Annotated in this window: 16 protein-coding genes and 2 pseudogenes; 14 read left to right on the top strand and 4 right to left on the bottom strand. The window is 60.3% G+C overall.

The features are described from left to right. Positions 1-55: 55 nt before the first annotated feature. On the bottom strand, positions 56-559 hold the full coding sequence (locus NKH89_RS12225; protein ID WP_198032889.1) for a helix-turn-helix transcriptional regulator: 504 nt from the start codon (positions 557-559) through the stop codon (positions 56-58). On the opposite strand from NKH89_RS12225, the gene NKH89_RS12220 reads away from it, so the two are divergent. The 10 genes and pseudogenes from NKH89_RS12220 (at position 552) to NKH89_RS12175 (ending at position 10,670) form a co-directional block, all read left to right on the top strand. Continuing rightward, on the top strand, positions 552-1,142 hold the full coding sequence (locus tag NKH89_RS12220) for a recombinase family protein (RefSeq protein WP_031256276.1): 591 nt from the start codon (positions 552-554) through the stop codon (positions 1,140-1,142). The genes NKH89_RS12225 and NKH89_RS12220 overlap by 8 nt on opposite strands. Beyond that, on the top strand, positions 1,126-2,487 hold the full coding sequence (locus NKH89_RS12215) for a DUF7986 domain-containing protein (RefSeq protein ID WP_023802385.1): 1,362 nt from the start codon (positions 1,126-1,128) through the stop codon (positions 2,485-2,487). Before NKH89_RS12220 ends, NKH89_RS12215 begins: the two co-directional genes overlap by 17 nt. Before the next feature lie 41 nt (positions 2,488-2,528). Then, positions 2,529-2,804, top strand: a pseudogene (locus tag NKH89_RS12210) (chromate transporter); the annotation flags it as partial. A 105-nt stretch (positions 2,805-2,909) separates the two neighbouring features. Then, positions 2,910-4,127, top strand: a complete 1,218-nt coding sequence (locus NKH89_RS12205; RefSeq protein WP_031256274.1) for an MFS transporter — start codon at positions 2,910-2,912, stop codon at positions 4,125-4,127. Between the two features lie 195 nt (positions 4,128-4,322). Continuing rightward, on the top strand, positions 4,323-5,669 hold the full coding sequence (locus NKH89_RS12200) for a hemolysin family protein (protein ID WP_352908953.1): 1,347 nt from the start codon (positions 4,323-4,325) through the stop codon (positions 5,667-5,669). Between the two features lie 353 nt (positions 5,670-6,022). Beyond that, a pseudogene (locus NKH89_RS12195) lies at positions 6,023-7,370 on the top strand (IS5 family transposase). Between the two features lie 1,031 nt (positions 7,371-8,401). Beyond that, the gene (locus NKH89_RS12190) at positions 8,402-8,923 is read left to right on the top strand and encodes a hypothetical protein (RefSeq protein WP_156942688.1); all 522 of its coding nucleotides are present in this window, start codon (positions 8,402-8,404) and stop codon (positions 8,921-8,923) included. Between the two features lie 90 nt (positions 8,924-9,013). After that, positions 9,014-9,145, top strand: a complete 132-nt coding sequence (locus NKH89_RS12185; RefSeq protein ID WP_023802379.1) for a hypothetical protein — start codon at positions 9,014-9,016, stop codon at positions 9,143-9,145. Between the two features lie 145 nt (positions 9,146-9,290). Then, a complete protein-coding gene (locus NKH89_RS12180; protein ID WP_031256269.1) occupies positions 9,291-9,935 on the top strand; it encodes a DUF1007 family protein in 645 nt (214 codons plus the stop codon). Positions 9,936-9,956: 21 nt separating this feature from the next. Beyond that, a complete protein-coding gene (locus tag NKH89_RS12175; protein ID WP_023802377.1) occupies positions 9,957-10,670 on the top strand; it encodes a nickel/cobalt transporter in 714 nt (237 codons plus the stop codon). A gap of 80 nt (positions 10,671-10,750) precedes the next feature. On the opposite strand, the gene NKH89_RS12170 is transcribed toward NKH89_RS12175, so the two are convergent. Genes NKH89_RS12170 through NKH89_RS12160 form a run of 3 tightly spaced genes read right to left on the bottom strand, consistent with a single transcriptional unit; the run spans position 10,751 to position 12,730 of the window. Then, positions 10,751-11,539 carry a hypothetical protein gene (locus tag NKH89_RS12170; protein ID WP_023802376.1) on the bottom strand — a complete coding sequence of 263 codons (789 nt, stop codon included), beginning with the start codon at positions 11,537-11,539 and terminating at the stop codon, positions 10,751-10,753. Positions 11,540-11,550: 11 nt separating this feature from the next. Next, on the bottom strand, positions 11,551-12,288 hold the full coding sequence (locus NKH89_RS12165) for a HupE/UreJ family protein (protein ID WP_023802375.1): 738 nt from the start codon (positions 12,286-12,288) through the stop codon (positions 11,551-11,553). A 49-nt stretch (positions 12,289-12,337) separates the two neighbouring features. Further along, positions 12,338-12,730 carry a hypothetical protein gene (locus NKH89_RS12160; RefSeq protein WP_156942687.1) on the bottom strand — a complete coding sequence of 131 codons (393 nt, stop codon included), beginning with the start codon at positions 12,728-12,730 and terminating at the stop codon, positions 12,338-12,340. Between the two features lie 99 nt (positions 12,731-12,829). On the opposite strand from NKH89_RS12160, the gene NKH89_RS12155 reads away from it, so the two are divergent. Genes NKH89_RS12155 through NKH89_RS12140 form a run of 4 tightly spaced genes read left to right on the top strand, consistent with a single transcriptional unit; the run spans position 12,830 to position 16,070 of the window. Further along, positions 12,830-13,111, top strand: coding sequence for a metal-sensing transcriptional repressor (locus NKH89_RS12155; RefSeq protein WP_023802373.1), 282 nt, complete (start codon positions 12,830-12,832; stop codon positions 13,109-13,111). Between the two features lie 11 nt (positions 13,112-13,122). Further along, positions 13,123-14,454 carry a cation diffusion facilitator family transporter gene (locus NKH89_RS12150; protein ID WP_352908948.1) on the top strand — a complete coding sequence of 444 codons (1,332 nt, stop codon included), beginning with the start codon at positions 13,123-13,125 and terminating at the stop codon, positions 14,452-14,454. Between the two features lie 42 nt (positions 14,455-14,496). After that, positions 14,497-15,819, top strand: coding sequence for an MFS transporter (locus NKH89_RS12145; RefSeq protein ID WP_352908946.1), 1,323 nt, complete (start codon positions 14,497-14,499; stop codon positions 15,817-15,819). Next, positions 15,801-16,070, top strand: coding sequence for a hypothetical protein (locus NKH89_RS12140; RefSeq protein WP_352908943.1), 270 nt, complete (start codon positions 15,801-15,803; stop codon positions 16,068-16,070). Before NKH89_RS12145 ends, NKH89_RS12140 begins: the two co-directional genes overlap by 19 nt. Positions 16,071-16,132: the final 62 nt, after the last annotated feature.

The following is a 16,132-nucleotide window of genomic DNA, read 5'->3' as shown; positions in this document are numbered from 1 at the left end:
ACCAGCCGCAGATCGTGCAGTTCGCATCCTTCAAAGCTGTTTGGGAAATTGCATTCTATGGAAGCGAGGGAAAGTCAGAGCGCTGGTGCGTCTCGACCATTCGGCGAAGGGCCTCCGGCGCCACGACCTCAACCTTGTCTCCCCACATGTAGAGGTGCCAGCACATCTCCATATGACCGGACGCCCAGAAACGCACGATCAGTGAACCGTCGGATTGATCCTCCAGTATCTGAGCCGGATGGAACAGGAAAGTTCGCGCGTGCGGCGCTGCGTCAGGCTTGAACTTCCAGATGACTTCGCCAAACTCACTGTCGTTCTGAAAAGCTCCGAACGCCTTCCGCGCATGCGCATGAATGTCGAAGCCTGGATCACGTTCGAAGACCTCGCCGGTCAATTCCGCGCGTTCGATCTTCTCAGCCACGAAGTGCCTGAGCGGACCTGCGCGATCGGTTGTTGGCCTGGCCACCAGATAGCGTCGGATTCCAATCAACACTCCGTAAGGTTCGACCACTCGCTCGGTGGATATAGCTGACCCGCGGGATTGGTAGACGATCTTCAACCGCTGCGACCCCTTAAGCAAGGGGGACGACCAGTCGAACAAGGCGCAAGCCAAGGCTCTCGCCGATGCAGGTTGCAAGCGCATCTTCAAGGAAGAGGCTTCTGGCGGTCGCTGGGAGCGGCCTGAATTACACAGGATGCTTGATCATTTGAGGCAGGGCGACACCATTGTCGTCTGGAAGCTCGACCGCCTGTCACGCTCGCTCAAGGACGTGCTGCATATCATGGAGCGGATCGAGACCGCCGGTGCCGGATTCCGCTCTCTGACCGAGGCGATCGATACAACGACGCCGGCAGGGCGCATGATGATGCAGATGGTCGGTTCCTTCGCCGAATTCGAGCGCGCCATGATCCGCGAACGCACCTCCGCCGGGTTGGCCTTGGCGCGATCCGAAGGCAGGATCGGCGGCCGCCGCAAGAAGCTCAATCCAAAGAAACGGCTGGAAATCGCCGAGAGCGTCTTGTCCGGACGCAAGTCAGCCGCTGAAATGGCGCGGCTCTACGAAGTCAGCCAGCCGACGGTATCGAGAATTATCGCCGAGCACAGACGAAAAGTGGGAAAAGGCCATGCCCAACAGCCATGATCTCAAGGGTCTGATGAAGTTCCTCTCCCGCGACGAATGGCGCGATTGTTTCGAAGATGTTCTCGACGATCATTTCGGGCCGGTTCTCGACGCCAGCAACATGGAATTCGATGATCTGGCCGAGATGCTCGGCGATCATTGGGCAATGACGCTTTGGGGCTGCGCCTTCGAGGATTTCCTCACTCAGGATTTCGACGTCGAGGGCGGCAATATCGTCGACGAGTATCTGAAGCGGCGCGGTTGGAAGGAAGGCGCCCAGGCGAAAGCTTACATGAAGGCGCTCCGGACGTCGGTGATGAGCCTCTACGAAGTCAGCGACATCGTGTCAGGCAAATCCCTGATGGCTCGCGATCTCATCCGCGGCGGAGATCCTGTCCTGGTCAGCGAGGGCACAGCCACGAAGACATTGCAGCAATGGGGCAGGGTTGCCGCCAGGATCGTTCCCGTTACGGGCAAGAACATCATTGGCGGAGGATTACTGCCGTTCACGCCGGAAGCTTCCGACGCGCTGTTCGATGGTTTGCGGGCGATCTTTGGCAAGGGTCGGTCCAAAAAATTGCGCATACCAACAAACGAAGAACTTCAACAGGTCGCGCCGGTATTTACCCTCTCATGGCTGTTCGACACCCTGGATCGGACGATGCGGATGGAGCAGACCACCTTCGAGAATAGCGACGGTGACGCAATCGTCTTCCACGATGTGCGCTTTCCGTTGGCATCCGGGATCACCCAGAAAGAAATTATCGCCCAGCTGAAGACAGTCCCGGCTCTGCGCCAGGAGAACGCGAAATTCTGGAACTGGCTTGGCGACACTCCGAAGGGAAGGCTCAAGGCCGGCAGATCTGGGAACCTCGCATGGGACATTACGATGGAGGACGGCGCACGGGTTCTCGGAAATGTTGAAATGAAAGGTCGCACCTTGCATCTGTCGACGAATTCCGCCGCCCGAGCCGCAAAAGGAACGACGCTGATGCAGGGGGCGCTGAACGATCTGGTTGGAAGGCCGCTCACCGAAATCCGTACCGTCGAGCAAATGATGGCCGAAAGGCCCGTCCGTGACAAGGATACGGCTGGTCCGGAGCTGCCACCCGAGATCGCCACAAAAGTCGTTCATGAGTTTTTGGAAAAGCAGTACCGCGAAACCCTCGATCAGCCCGTCGGAATGCTGGGTAATATTTCCCCGCGCGAGGCCATCAAAACCGCCAAGGGTCGCGAGAAGGCCGCCGAATGGCTCAAATATCTTGAAAACCGTTCTTCAAGCCAGCCTGACCCCAACGATCCCATGGCGACCTATGATTTCCGGTGGATCTGGGCCGAACTCGGTATCAAAAATCTTCGCCGATAATCGCTACCGTATATCTGTGTCCCTATAATGTACTGGAGCCAGCAGCGCTGTCTGCCATCACAGCAGCAGTGGTCGGTGTGGTCTTGAACCTGGCCGTGTGGTTCGCGCTTCACGTGCTGTTCCGCGAACTGGGTGAGGTCAGCTGGCTGGGCATGACGCTGGATGTTCCCGTGTTCAACTCCGTCAATATTCCGTCCTTGGTTCTGACGCTCGGTGCGCTGGTCGCGGTGTTCCGTTTCAAGATCGGCATAATCCAGGTGCTCGCAGCCTGTTCGGTCCTCGGCGTGCTTTATGGTGTCGTGACGGGGTCAGTCTGATCTGCTCGATCGGCGCAACCATTCTCTGGTCAGGAGGCATCCTTGACGGCTCAAAGGTCGACGAATGCTGTGCGCGATCCGGTGGCGAAACAGAGATTTGCGCTCATTCCTTCCGGTGCCGGGCCGGCAGCCACTTATCTACTGGCTTCGAGAGGATTACGGGCGTTCGGCGATGGACTCGTCAGTCTCCTGCTTCCAGCCTATCTGGCCGCGCTCGGCTTCAATCCTTTCGAGATTGGTATCCTCACCACGGCGACGCTGGCGGGTTCAGCGGCGCTCACGCTGTCTGTCGGGTTCGTCGCGCACCATTTTTCCCACCGCTCTCTGCTGATCGCAGCTGCCGTCCTGATGATCGCCACGGGGATCGCCTTTGCGCTGGTCAACGATTTCTGGCCACTGCTCCTTATCGCATTCGTCGGAACGTTGAACCCATCATCCGGCGACGTAAGTGTGTTTCTGCCGCTGGAGCATGCGGAACTTGCCCATAACGTCACCGATCACGACCGCACCGCCCTCTTTGCCCGCTACAGCGTGGTCGGTTCACTTGTTGGCGCTGTCGGCGCTCTGGCGGCCGGAGCCCCCGACTTGCTTCGACTGCTTGTCGGACTGGAGATCAGGCAAGCGCTTCAGCTCGCCTTCCTCCTCTATGCAGCCTTGGGGTTGGGATCGCTGCTTCTTTATCGGCGGCTGCCGAATGAACCGCTCGATCCTGGGGCGACACCGGCTGAGCCATTGCGCAAGTCGCGAGCAATCGTCCTGACGCTCGCTGCCCTTTTCAGTCTCGACGCCTTTGCGGGTGGCTTCGTGGTCCAGTCATTGTTGGCTCTTTGGCTTTATCAACAATTTAGCCTATCGCTCGCCGCCACTGGCGCGATCTTCTTCTTCACAGGTGTCCTCTCGGCAGCGTCTTATCTGGTGGCGGTGCAAATCGCCAAACGGATCGGGCTGGTGAACACCATGGTGTTCACGCATCTGCCGTCCAGTCTTTGCCTTGTGCTCATCCCTTTCATGCCGACCCTTGGTCCGGTCATCGTGCTCCTGCTGATCCGGAGCGCCTTGTCGCAGATGGATGTGCCGACCCGCACCTCCTACGTCATGGCGGTGGTGACGCCTGATGAACGGGCTGCAGCAGCGAGTGTTACCGCCGTCCCGCGCAGCCTCGCGGCAGCCGCCAGCCCGATGCTTGCCGGCTCGCTGCTGGCTGTTTCCGGCTTCGGTTGGCCGCTACTCATCGCCGGCGCCTTGAAGATTGTCTACGACATCCTCTTACTTGCAATGTTCCGCAAGGTTCGTCCGCCAGAGGAAAGACGGGACGGTCTATAGCAGCCGCTCTGTTCGCGCGATCTCCCGATCGTTCCGTTGAGAGGTTATGACCGATCGGTATCAAAGGCGGGAGGCAGAGTAATAACTCGCCCCGCGACGCGCGAGCAAGCTACACGTCCGTAGCATCGCAAAGGTGCCGTGCTATAGGTGAATTCCCATCAATAACTAGTGGCGATTGCCGCCCAAAAGGAGACCATGCCTAGTTCCGATGGCAGTATGTACGATCTGTTCGGGATACTCGCCGTACTTGTTCTCGTTGCCGCGAACGGCTTTTTCGTCGCGGCGGAATTTTCTCTCGTTGCCGTCCGACGCAGCCGGGTGGTCGAACTGGTCAATGCCGGCAGGACCAATGCCAATGCCTTGAAGCGGGCGGTGGACAATCTCGACGCCAACCTAGCCGCGACGCAGCTCGGCATCACAATATCATCGCTTGCGCTCGGATGGATCGGCGAACCGGCGCTTGCCCATCTGATCGAGCCGCTGCTGAACGCACTGCCCGGGTCGCTCGCCACGGCCGGCTCTCATGCGATTGCGGTCGCGATCTCCTTCATCATCATCATCACCGCGCTGCATATCGTGCTTGGCGAACTCGCGCCGAAAAGCCTTGCCCTGCAGCGCAGCGAGAGCACGGCGCTCTGGGTCGTGCGCCCGCTCGGGCTCTTCCTGTTTCTGCTGCGGCCGGCGATCATCTCGCTCAACGGCCTCGGCAATCTGGTGCTGCGCCTCTGCGGGCTGCGCCCCGGTACGGGAGAAGAATCCCTGCACTCGCCGGAGGAGCTCAAGCTGCTCATCGCCGCGAGCCAGGAGGCGGGGCTGCTCCACCAAACCCAACAGGAGGTCGTCGAGCGTGTCTTCAGCATTGGCGATCGGCGCATCGCCGATATCATGACGCCACGCCGCGACGTCGACTGGATCGACACCGACGATAGCCCGGACGAGATCCTGCGCACCATTCGCGCATGCCACCATGAACAGCTCCTGGTCGGCCGCGGCGGCATCGACGAGCCGCTGGGCATGATTTTGAAGAAGGACCTTCTCGATCAGGCACTGGACGGGAAGGCTCTCGATCCGATGGCGGTCATCCGCGAACCGGTGGTCGTTCACGAAGGAACGACGATCTTCCGCGTGCTCGACCGGTTCAAGAAGGCGCCGGTGCGTCTGGCGATCGTCATCGACGAATACGGCAGCCTGGAAGGGATCGTCACGCAGACCGATCTGCTCGAAGCGATCGCCGGTGACCTGCCGGATGCGGATGACGACGAACCGTATGTCATCGAGCGCGAGGATGGCTCACTGCTGATCGACGGGCTGATGCCGGCTCACGACGCTTTCGCGCGCCTTGGCTTCCGGTCAGGCTCGGCGGAAGGTGATTTTCACACAATCGCCGGCTTCGCGCTGTCCCGGCTTGGACACCTTCCAGAGGCCGGCGAGCATTTCGACTATGAAGTCTGGCGGTTCGAGATCGTCGATATGGACGGAAAGCGGATCGACAAGCTGCTCGCTCGCCGGGTGTCGCTTGAATCTACACCTGCAACCATTTGAGACCGAACACGCCAGGAACCAGAATACCGGTGGGCCATACAAGGACAGAGGCGATACTGGCCATTTGAAACGTCAGCGCGGGCATCTCGCAGATGCCCGCCGCCCGCGGCCCGGATGCGCGCAATGGACCTAAGAAGCGCCCTAAGAAGCGCCCGAAGATACGCCCGCAACGCCCCACAACTCGATAGTCGTCCGTGAAGAACTCGGAATGCTTTGATTCCGTTTAACAATTTCCCCTGATTTCGGTTTTCAGATTGCCGAATTTCGTGGCTTTGGGCTGCGGTTTCCGGCAAATTGGATGCGCTTGTTCTGCGTGATTCGAGGCGATGACGAAGCAGCGAGGGAAGCGAGCGATGCGACCGAAGGAACGGCGCGAGAGCGGCCAGACGGACCTGTTGCGATCCCGGCTCGACCACATCCTCAATATGGATCATGCGCTGGTGAAGCTGGCCAAGACGATCGACTGGCGTTTCCTCGAAGAACGGCTGGGCGAGGTCTATGACGACGATCCTGGCCGGCCGCCTTTGCCGACCCGGCTGATGGCGGGATTGGCCATCCTCAAGTCGATGCACAACCTGTCCGACGAAAGCCTGTGCGAACGCTGGCTGGAAAACCCCTATTACCAGCTGTTCTGCGGCGAGGAGTTCTTCCAGCACCGCTTGCCTTTCGACCGCACGTCATTGACGCGCTGGCGCCTGCGCATGGGCGAAGAGCGGCTCACGGCTCTGCTCCAGGAGAGCCTTGCGGCGGCGACCAGGTTGGGGGCGGCCAAGCCGTCGGACTTCCGCGCGGTAATCGTCGACACCACCGTGCAGGAAAAGGCCATCACCTTCCCGACCGACGCCAAGCTGATGCATCGCGCCCGCGAGCGGCTGGTCAAGCTGGCCAAGAGGCATGGCATTGCCTTGCGCCAATCCTATGCGCGGGTCGGCAAGATCGCGCTGATCAAGCATCAGCGCTATGCCCATGCCAAGCAGTTCAAGCGGGCCAACCGGCAGCTCAAGCGGCTGCGCACCATGTTGGGCGCGGTGATCCGCGACATCACCCGCAAGCTCGCCATGCGGCCAGAGCTGATGCAGGCCTTCGCTCTGCCGCTGTCGCTTGCCCGGCGCGTCAGGGACCAGCGCCAGCGCGAGCGGGGCAAGAAGGTGTATTCCCTGCACGCTCCGGAGGTCGAGTGCATTGGCAAGGGCAAGGCCTACAAGCCCTACGAATTCGGCGTCAAGGTCTCCGTCGCCACCCCGCTGCAGCGCAGCCGTGGCGGCCAGTTCGTCGCCCATGTCAAGGCGCTGCCCGGCAATCCGTATGACGGCCACACGCTGGCCACCATTCTTCCGGCGATCGAGACTTCGATCGGCGTCAGCCTCGGCAAGATCGTCGCCGATGCCGGCTATCGCGGCCACAACGCGCCAAAGGACAAGATGTTCAAGGTCCATGTCGCCGGCTACAAGCGCGGCCTCACCAAGGCCGTCAAACGGGCGCTGCGACGCCGTCGAACCCGTCATCGGCCATCTCAAGAACGACCACCGGATGGGCCGCAACTTCCTGGCCTTCTCCGAGGGCGATGCCAACAACGCCGTGCTTGCCGCCGTCGGCTACAACTTCAGTCTCCTGCTCAACTGGCTGAGGCTTTTGTGTGCCTTCTTCCTGGTGCTGCTCACGTCCGCTGCAGTGCCACCACTCCGGCCGCGATCAGCCTGACGCCATATCAGCTCTGACATGGCGGGTGAGAAATGCTTCCCGCTTCGCCTCCGATCCCGAAATCAACCTTCTTCACAGACGACTCGATAAGGTGAGGGATGACACAACACAGCTCCCTAAACCGCTTGATCGGTCGGTTTCTCACTGCTCAAAGCGCGTACAAGCAGTGCCCGTCAAATCTAGGCGCAGGCCAACCTGATAGTTCTTCTTTATTGCGGTGCAACTGGTCGTGATCACCTCAGAATGGCGGCAGCGCCTCTGGCCTCCTGCTATTCCCCATCTGAACGCGGACTCCAGCGGGGACAGCCGGTATGTGCCTCAAACGCTTTGGTGGCCGCGATTGAAGCCGGAACGTGGTTGAGGTCGGGATTTTTCAACAAATAGACGCGGTAAATGTCCGGTAGATCGCGCTTGTTGACCGCTGGCAATTCGCAACGGGTCTGCGTGGCGTAAAGTTGGGACCACACCGCTGCCAGGAACCCAACGCAAAAGTCAGCAGATGGGTCATTGCACATCGAGCCCACCACCTCCGCGCTATAGATTGGACCGCCCGTGTCAGCCGTGGCCGGACTCGCAGCAACTAATGCCGAAAACCCCGAAGCTACAATAGCGGGTGCGCGCATAGCCCACCTCCAGTTTTGGCAGAGCATAAGAGGGACAGCCGTTCGCACGCAAGCTTCACCAGGTAGAGGTTTTCCCGCAACACCTCCTTGACTGGATGCTGCGCTCCGATACTCGCGCTCCCTCGCTTTTCTCGCGGACTTCGTTGAGGGTCGGTGCGCGAAAATGCCAACCCAAGGAGTGCAATTTTCGTCAACCAGGTGCTGGAGCAGGTCGGCAGCCATCCGGGAGCGGGAGCAGAGCCGCAGCTCGGTGAACGAGCTGTAGCATCCTGACGAATTCATCGAGATTAAGCAGTTCGCGCGATGGCACATCTCCTCGATCGCCCGCCCGTCCACTTGACGAGCTTGCTTGAGGCTCCATTTCGGATCAATCAGCTACCTCGCTCCGTAGCCCGAGGTGTGATCGACATGCCGAAAACCCTCTTGGCCCTGCTACTCACAAGTGTGCATATGACATCGCCAGTGCACGCCGACAATGTCGATCTGGCGTTGGAGGCTTTTCACGGGACTTGTCTTGCCCATGGACCTGACTTCGAACGAACCGTCGCTGCAGCCGGGAAGCTTGGATGGACTCCGCGCCCTGGCGATGATTTCGCATCGGTGGGTAGTGTAAACGCTATCCAGGGATGGGTAGCGTCCGGCAACGACATGCCGGCCAAAACCATGATTGCGGTGGCAAAAGCCACGTTGAACGGCAAGGCCGTGCAGATATGCTCGATCACGCTGTTCGACATCGACAGCGCGGCATTTGAAGCGCGTTTCTTCGCACGAACCGACGCCGTGAAGATCGGCGAGGAGAGAAATCCAACGCAAGTTTCCAAACTTTTCATATTGATTGCTGGTAATCGCAAGCAGCTCGTCCATTTGACGCGGCCGAGGTCCCGGATCACATCGAACATGATCATTGCAAGCTCCATAGCCGATGACTAATCAGCGTGAACAGGCGGCCGAGAGAAGTGATACGCTTGAAACGAACTCGCCTCAGGAAACCGTTCCTCGGCATCGAGCCGGAGCAAGAAATTGAGCGATCGGCAAAAGGTCATCTGGATGATAGTGCTGGCGATCCTCGCCGGCGCCGCGGTAATCCTCGTCGATCACTGGATAAAGGGCGACTTTGCGGTTGCTTCCTTGTATGAAGCGACACACCCCTGATCGATCGAATCTAACGACCGCGGTCCTGATGGCTTTTTGCCCGCTGCCATCATTTGGTCCTCATACGTTGCCGTCCAATTTCGGCCTGCTTGCAGTGGCAGGTCTCCTGCCTGACCCGGAACGACGAGCGAAGTGTGAACGAAAAATGCGACTGGCAGGCATAGTATTGGGCGCGGCTCTGCTGCTCGCGTCAATGGCACCGGCAGGCGCCCATCCGCATGTTTTCGCCGAGGCGAGGCTGGATCTGACTGTCGGTCCTGACCGGACCATCAAATCGCTTCGACATCTCTGGCGTTTCGACGATCTCTTTTCCAGCACGGTACTGATGGAATTCGACAAGAATTCCGATCTCGCCCTTGACGCCAAGGAGCTCGATGAGGTGGCTCTCACCATCCATGCGTCTCTGGCCGAGTACAACTATTTCCAGCTTGTGACCTTGAACGGGAAGGACGTGGAAATGGCGCCGCCGCCAAGGCTTGTCATCAACTATGAAAACGATCAGCTCGTCGTCCTGTTCGAGACGCAGCCGAAAGACACATTGGCCCTTTCAGGAAAAGTCGGCATCGGCGTCTACGACCCGACCTTCTACACGGCGATTGATTTTACCGACGACGACAAGATCGCAGTCGCCGGCCTGCCGCAGGGATGCGCTCGCTCGGTCGTGCGTCCCGACCCGGAGACCGCGATCGCACAGAACCAGACAAAGCTGACAGACGCGTTCTTCAGTGATCCGACCGGGACCGATCTCGGCAAGATTTTCGCGACACGCCTCGAATTGACGTGCGGCTGAAGCGGAGTCGGTTCGAACGCAATGTTCCAAGTCCTTGTTGAATTCCAGCGCCCGATTTACCTGGCTCTGGCCGAGCAGATCAAACTGCTTTCGGCCGGGGGCGGCTGGCTGGCATTCACGGCCTTCCTGCCGATGGGCGTCCTATTCGGCGCGGCACACGCCCTGACGCCGGGCCATAGCAAGGCGGTGCTGGCGACCTATCTGGCAGGATCGGATTCCAGCGTCCGGCGTGGCCTTCTGGTGTCACTGACACTCTCCTTCACGCATGTGACCATCGCTGTCCTTATCGCGGCTCTCTCGTTGCCCCTGGTATCCATTGCGTTGGGCAGCGTGGGCCGTGCTCCGCTGCTGGAAGATGTCAGCCGTGGCCTGCTCGGGCTGATCGGTGTCTGGATGCTTTGGCGCGCCCTAAGCCATGGCCGTCACCACAAGCATGAAGGCGAGGCCGTGGGTGTCATGGCCGGCCTGATCCCATGTCCGCTCACACTTTTCGCGATGACCTTTGCGATATCCAGAGGCGTTCCAGTCGCCGGCATCCTCTTTGCCATTACCATGATGGTCGGGGTAGCACTGACACTGTCTTGCGTCGCGGTGCTGTCGATCCTGTTTCGCGAACGTCTGGTGCATTTTTTCGACAGCCGGCCACGCCTGTTCGATATCATTTCCCGAACCATCGAGGGCGTTGCAGGGCTGGTGCTTGCCGGCGTTGCCGTTTGGCAGATCGCATTGGCCTGAAATGCCATTCGCTCCACGATGGAGCAAACGGATGAGGGACGTCCGGCGTCGCTAGCGGCGCCGGACCAACTCGTAGCCCGCTAGATCATTCGCTTGATGTCAATGTAGTCGCCTTCGGTCTGGATCGTCAGTGTCACGTCGCTGTCGCCGCGATTGCGCCAGAACCAGCCATGGTTTCCGTCAAAAGCGGCTTCAAGAATACCTTCGCCGGAAGGAACGCTGCGGCCCTTTTCGTAGCTGACATTCTGGCCGCCACCGTCGCCATGCGTGTCGAAATTGACGACGCCCCCGTCGACGGTCCAGGCAAAGTTCGCCTTGGCGCCCTGCCGCATCACAAGCTTGACTTCGATGCCCTGGCCGGGTGTCAGCGTGAAGGACATTTCATCTCGCCGCCCGGTGCTCTGGGCCGGCGCTACCGCAGGGGTTTCGGCGACCTGCGGCGCGGTCTCCGGCACGGCCTGAACTGGCTGCGCAGGAATGATTTCCCCGGCCGTCACATCGTTCTGGGCAACGGGCTCCGCCGCTTGCGACGGCAGAGCTGGTTGCCCCACTGTCATCGTGACGAGGAGATTTTCGATCCGTTCCATACGAGCCAAAAGGTCGGCGGATACGGTATTTTGCGGGGGCCATGGCGCTGTTGCACCCGTTGTCTCGTCTGCAGCCGCCTCGGCCGCCAATTGCGTTTTGATTTCGCCCATCTCGGTAAGGCCGAGAAGCCGCCCGGCGCCGGTCGGGTCGATGGCATATTCCGATGGCATGACGACTGTGACCAGGAGGGTCAGTGCGGTCAGGGCAGCAATCAGGGTGGAGCGTTTGAGTTGTGCCGACGTCGGCAAGTCGGCACGGCTTGGCAGATCGGTGTTGTACATGATTTCGTTCCTTAAGCTGCGACGAACAAGCCGGTGAGCTGATACCCGATCAGCAGAAAACCGGCAGCCATCATGACGACGTTTGCGGTGTAGGCGTAACGCCAGAAGCTTCGCCTCCGGCGCCAGTAACCCATGACAATCAGGATCGCGCCAAGAGCCAGCAACTGGCCAATCTCGACGCCGACATTGAAGGCGAGGAGGTTGGGCACCAGACCGTCCGGCGAGATGTTGTATTCGATGATCTTGGTCGACAGGCCAAAGCCGTGAAAGAAGCCGAAGACGAGAGTCGCGCCCTGGGTGTTAGGCTGGAAGCCGAGCCACCTTTGGAAGGCGCCCATATTGTCGAGCGCTTTGTAGACGACCGAAACGCCGATAATCGCGTCGATGATGTAGCTGTTAATCCCGACGTTGAAATAGACGCCGAGCAGCATGGTTGTGGAATGGCCGAGCGCGAACAGGCTGACATAGATGCCGATGTGCTTCATCCGGTAGAGGAAGAAGATCACGCCGAACAGGAACAGGATGTGGTCATATCCCGTCACCATGTGCTTGGCGCCGAGATAGATGAAAGGCAGCAGATTGATGCCTGTGATCTCTTGAATGTAGCCCTTGTCGCCCTCGGCGACGCCATGGGCGAAGGCTGCTCCTGCCAGGAGCGGCAGAGTCAGGAGAGCGACCAGCAGGAGAAGAGCGGGCCGCCAGCACGCATCGGGCGAGCGTGGCGGACCCTGGTAGAAGGGTTCTTGCATGGGAATTCCAGTCTTCGTCGTTTGAGGGTGGCCGCGCGTGCGGCCGCGATCAGGCGGCGAGGAACGGTCTCGGCGGGCGGTCAAGCCGAAATGTCGCCTCCAGATCGGCGAAGCACGGCGGGTAAATCAGCCAGTCCTTACCGACCGGCGGAACGATCGGTACCAAGGGCACAAGCGCGCTCGCCGTGTCGTGCGAATGGTCGGCTGCATTGTGCCCGTGAAGAGAGCCGGATCCTCTCTCATCGGCAGCGCCCTCGTGATCATGGGCATAGCCATGATCTTCGGTTGGCCCAGTCTGTGCGACCTGGCGCTCGATTGCGACGGCGGCACGGGCGACCGGATCGTGCGAGGCCGAATATCCGAAAGGGCGCAGCAGCGTGCCAAGCATCATAGCGAACGCGACGACGAGACAAAACCCCTTGCTGTGAGCCCGATTCTGCATAAGCAGCGATTATTCTCTATAATCTTAACGAAGTGTGTTCGATGGAATCGGTACCGGTTCGAGGCTTGTATATCCCCTCCAGGAGGATAGTATCAAGACATGAACGATCAACCTCACGTCCACGCAACTCACCCAGACATCATCAAGCGCCTCAAGCGGGCCGACGGGCACCTCAAGGGCGTCATCGAAATGATCGAGGCAGGCAGGCCCTGCCTCGACATCGCCCAGCAACTCCACGCGGTCGAGAAAGCCATCTGCCAGGCCAAGAAAACCTTGATCCAGGACCATCTCAACCATTGCCTTGAAGAGATTGTCGGGCCGCTGGCGCGGGAGCAACGCCGCTCGATCGACGAGTTCAAGGACATCACCAAATACCTGTGAGAAATATCACGATGGGCAAGATACGAGTCTGGTTCGGCTTCGGCCCGATGACGCAGGGCTTCGGCGGCCATGGGCACGATCATGGCGATGGTGGTGGCCATGGCCACACCCACGGCGTCATCGACCCGACGATCGCGACGACGACGCGAGGCATCTGGGCGATCAAATGGTCTTTCGTCGTTCTGGCAATAACCGCAGCGCTCCAGCTCGTGATCGTGTTCCTTTCCGGAAGCGTGGCGCTGCTGGCCGATACGATCCACAATGTCGGCGACGCGGTCACCGCCATTCCGCTGTGGATCGCCTTCGTGCTGGCCCGCCGCAAACCGAGCAAGACGTTCACCTATGGCCTGGGTCGCGTCGAGGATCTTGCTGGCATAGTGATCGTTCTCATCATCCTCTTCAGCGCCATCGTCGCCGGCTACGAGGCGATCGACAGGTTGATCAATCCGCAACCCATTGCATTTCTCGGCTGGGTTGCGGCCGCGGGCATTATCGGTTTTATAGGAAACGAAGCCGTCGCAGTGTTCCGCATCCGTGTCGGCCGGGAGATAAATAGTGCAGCGTTGATCGCCGACGGCTATCATGCCCGCACCGATGGCTTCACGAGCCTTGCCGTGGTCCTCGGTGCCATCGGCGTCTGGCTGGGTTTTCCGCTGGCCGATCCGATCGTCGGGCTGCTCATCACGATCGCGATTTTCGGCATCGTCTGGCAGTCGGCCCGCTCGGTGCTGACCAGGATGCTGGATGGCGTGGAGCCGGGGGTGATCGAGGAAGTCCGTCATGCCGCCGAGCATGTTCCTGGCGTGACGATCGCCAATGTCAGAGCGCGGTGGATCGGCCATCAGCTCCACGCGGATGTCGGGGCTACGGTCAACGACGAGATGACCGTCGCTGACGCCAACGGCATTGCCAGCACGCTCAGGCAGGTACTGTACGCGCATCTGCCGGCACTCCGCACCGTCAACATCACGTTCGAACCTGCCGATGGGGGGAGCACACCGGCGGCGCCAGCACACAAGCATCACCACGCTCCGGAGCCTTTCAAGGTTGCGTGCGATCTGGCTACGGGAGCGTTGGAGATCGTCGACACGCCCGGCGGGGAACGGATGCGGCTTACCGTCGATCGGCACGCCGATGATCTGACAGCCACGGTGATTATCGACCGGCCCGGCGGCCCGGAGACGCTGCCTCTGCAGCCTGTCGCCGGCAACCATCATCGTCTTGAGAGTACCGTCGCTCCCGCCGAACCTCACGAGTTCGATGCGAGGCTGGTCCTGAGCTCGAAGGATCGGCAGCAGGAACTGCCGTTCAAGATGGTCGAGCCTGAAGGCCACCATCACTGAGATAGCAACCTGCTTCAGCGCGCTGCAAGAAGACAAACATATATGCTTCAAGTCCTCGCTAACCGTACCTACCGACATCTGTTCCTCGCGCAGGTCATTGCTCTTGTCGGCACAGGCCTTGCCACGGTTGCGCTTGGCCTGCTGGCCTTCGACCTGGCCGGGCCAAATGCCGGCGCTGTGCTTGGAACGGCGCTGGCCATCAAGATGATCGCCTATGTCGGCGTCTCGCCGATAGCCGCCGCCTTCGCCGAACGCCTGCCACGACGTACGATGCTCGTCTCGCTTGACCTCGTCCGGGCTGCGGTTGCGCTGCTTCTGCCTTTCGTCACCGAGATATGGCAGATTTACGTTCTGATCTTTGTCCTTCAGTCGGCATCTGCCGGATTTACGCCGACGTTCCAGGCGACGATCCCGGACGTGCTGCCGGAAGAGAAGGACTATACCCGGGCGCTGTCGCTTTCGCGGCTGGCCTACGATCTGGAAAGCGTCGTCAGTCCGATGCTGGCCGCAGCTTTGCTGTCGGTCATCAGCTTCCACAGCCTGTTCGCTGGCACCGTCGTCGGCTTCCTCGCCTCGGCGGCGCTGGTCGTTTCCGTGATGCTGCCAAGCCCGCAGCCGTCGGAGCCGCGCGGCATCTACGAGCGCACGACCCGGGGCATCCGCATCTATCTGGCAACGCCACGTCTGCGCGGGCTGCTAGCGCTCAACCTTGCGGTTGCCGCCGCAAGTGCCATGGTGATCGTCAACACTGTCGTTCTCGTCCAGGCCGAATTCGGCCTTTCGGCGCGTCAGACGGCACTGGCGCTCGCCGCCTTCGGCGGCGGATCGATGCTCGCGGCACTTGCGCTACCGAGACTGCTCGAAAATGTGCCGGACCGGCTTGCGATGCTCTCGGGTGCCGCCATCCTGGTCGCCGGAATGCTGGCCGGTTCCTTGGCGAACAGCTACCAGCTGCTGCTGCCGCTATGGTTCGTGCTTGGGCTCGGCTATTCGCTGGCGCAGACGCCGTCGGGCAGGCTGATCCGCCGTTCTGCCAATCCCGTCGACCGGCCGGCCCTGTTCGCTGCGCAATTCGCGCTTTCGCACGCCTGCTGGCTGATCACCTATCCGATCGCCGGTCGGGTTGGGGCAGCGATGGGTCTGCCCTTCACCTTCATCCTGCTTGGCATCACTGGCGCCGGCGCCCTTGCAGCGTCGATGCTGTTGTGGCCGAAGCATGACCCCGACGTGCTTGTGCACACGCATGCCGATCTGGCCGATGGCGACCGCCACGTTGCAGACGCCGTGTGGTCGGAAACGGGCTTCGAGCATTCGCATGGATATGTCGTCGACGATCGGCATCCAAAATGGCCAAAAACAGGTTAGGCCCTTCCAATGCTCGGCGACTTCGCCATTTTTGGCGGTCTGTTTCTGACCGCCTTCGCCGCGGCGACCATGCTGCCGATGAGTCGGAAGCGGCGTTGGCGGGACTGTTGCTGACGACCAACTATGCTCCGCTCCTGCTGATCCTGACTGCAACCGCAGGCATCGTTCTGGAGTCGGTCGTCAATCCCCATGCGCGATTCAATCACGCCGATCATGGCTGCTGCTGGTCTTTCCGGCTCAATTCGCTATGATCGCGTTCCAGGCGACGATGACCAGGACAAGTCCCGCCAGAATTTGAATAGCCCTTGTGGTC

The sequence above is a fragment of the Mesorhizobium sp. M0923 genome (assembly GCF_040319365.1).
Lineage (GTDB): Bacteria > Pseudomonadota > Alphaproteobacteria > Rhizobiales > Rhizobiaceae > Mesorhizobium.
The sequence above is the reverse complement of the archived record's forward strand: the minus strand, read 5'-3'. Positions and strand labels throughout refer to the sequence as shown.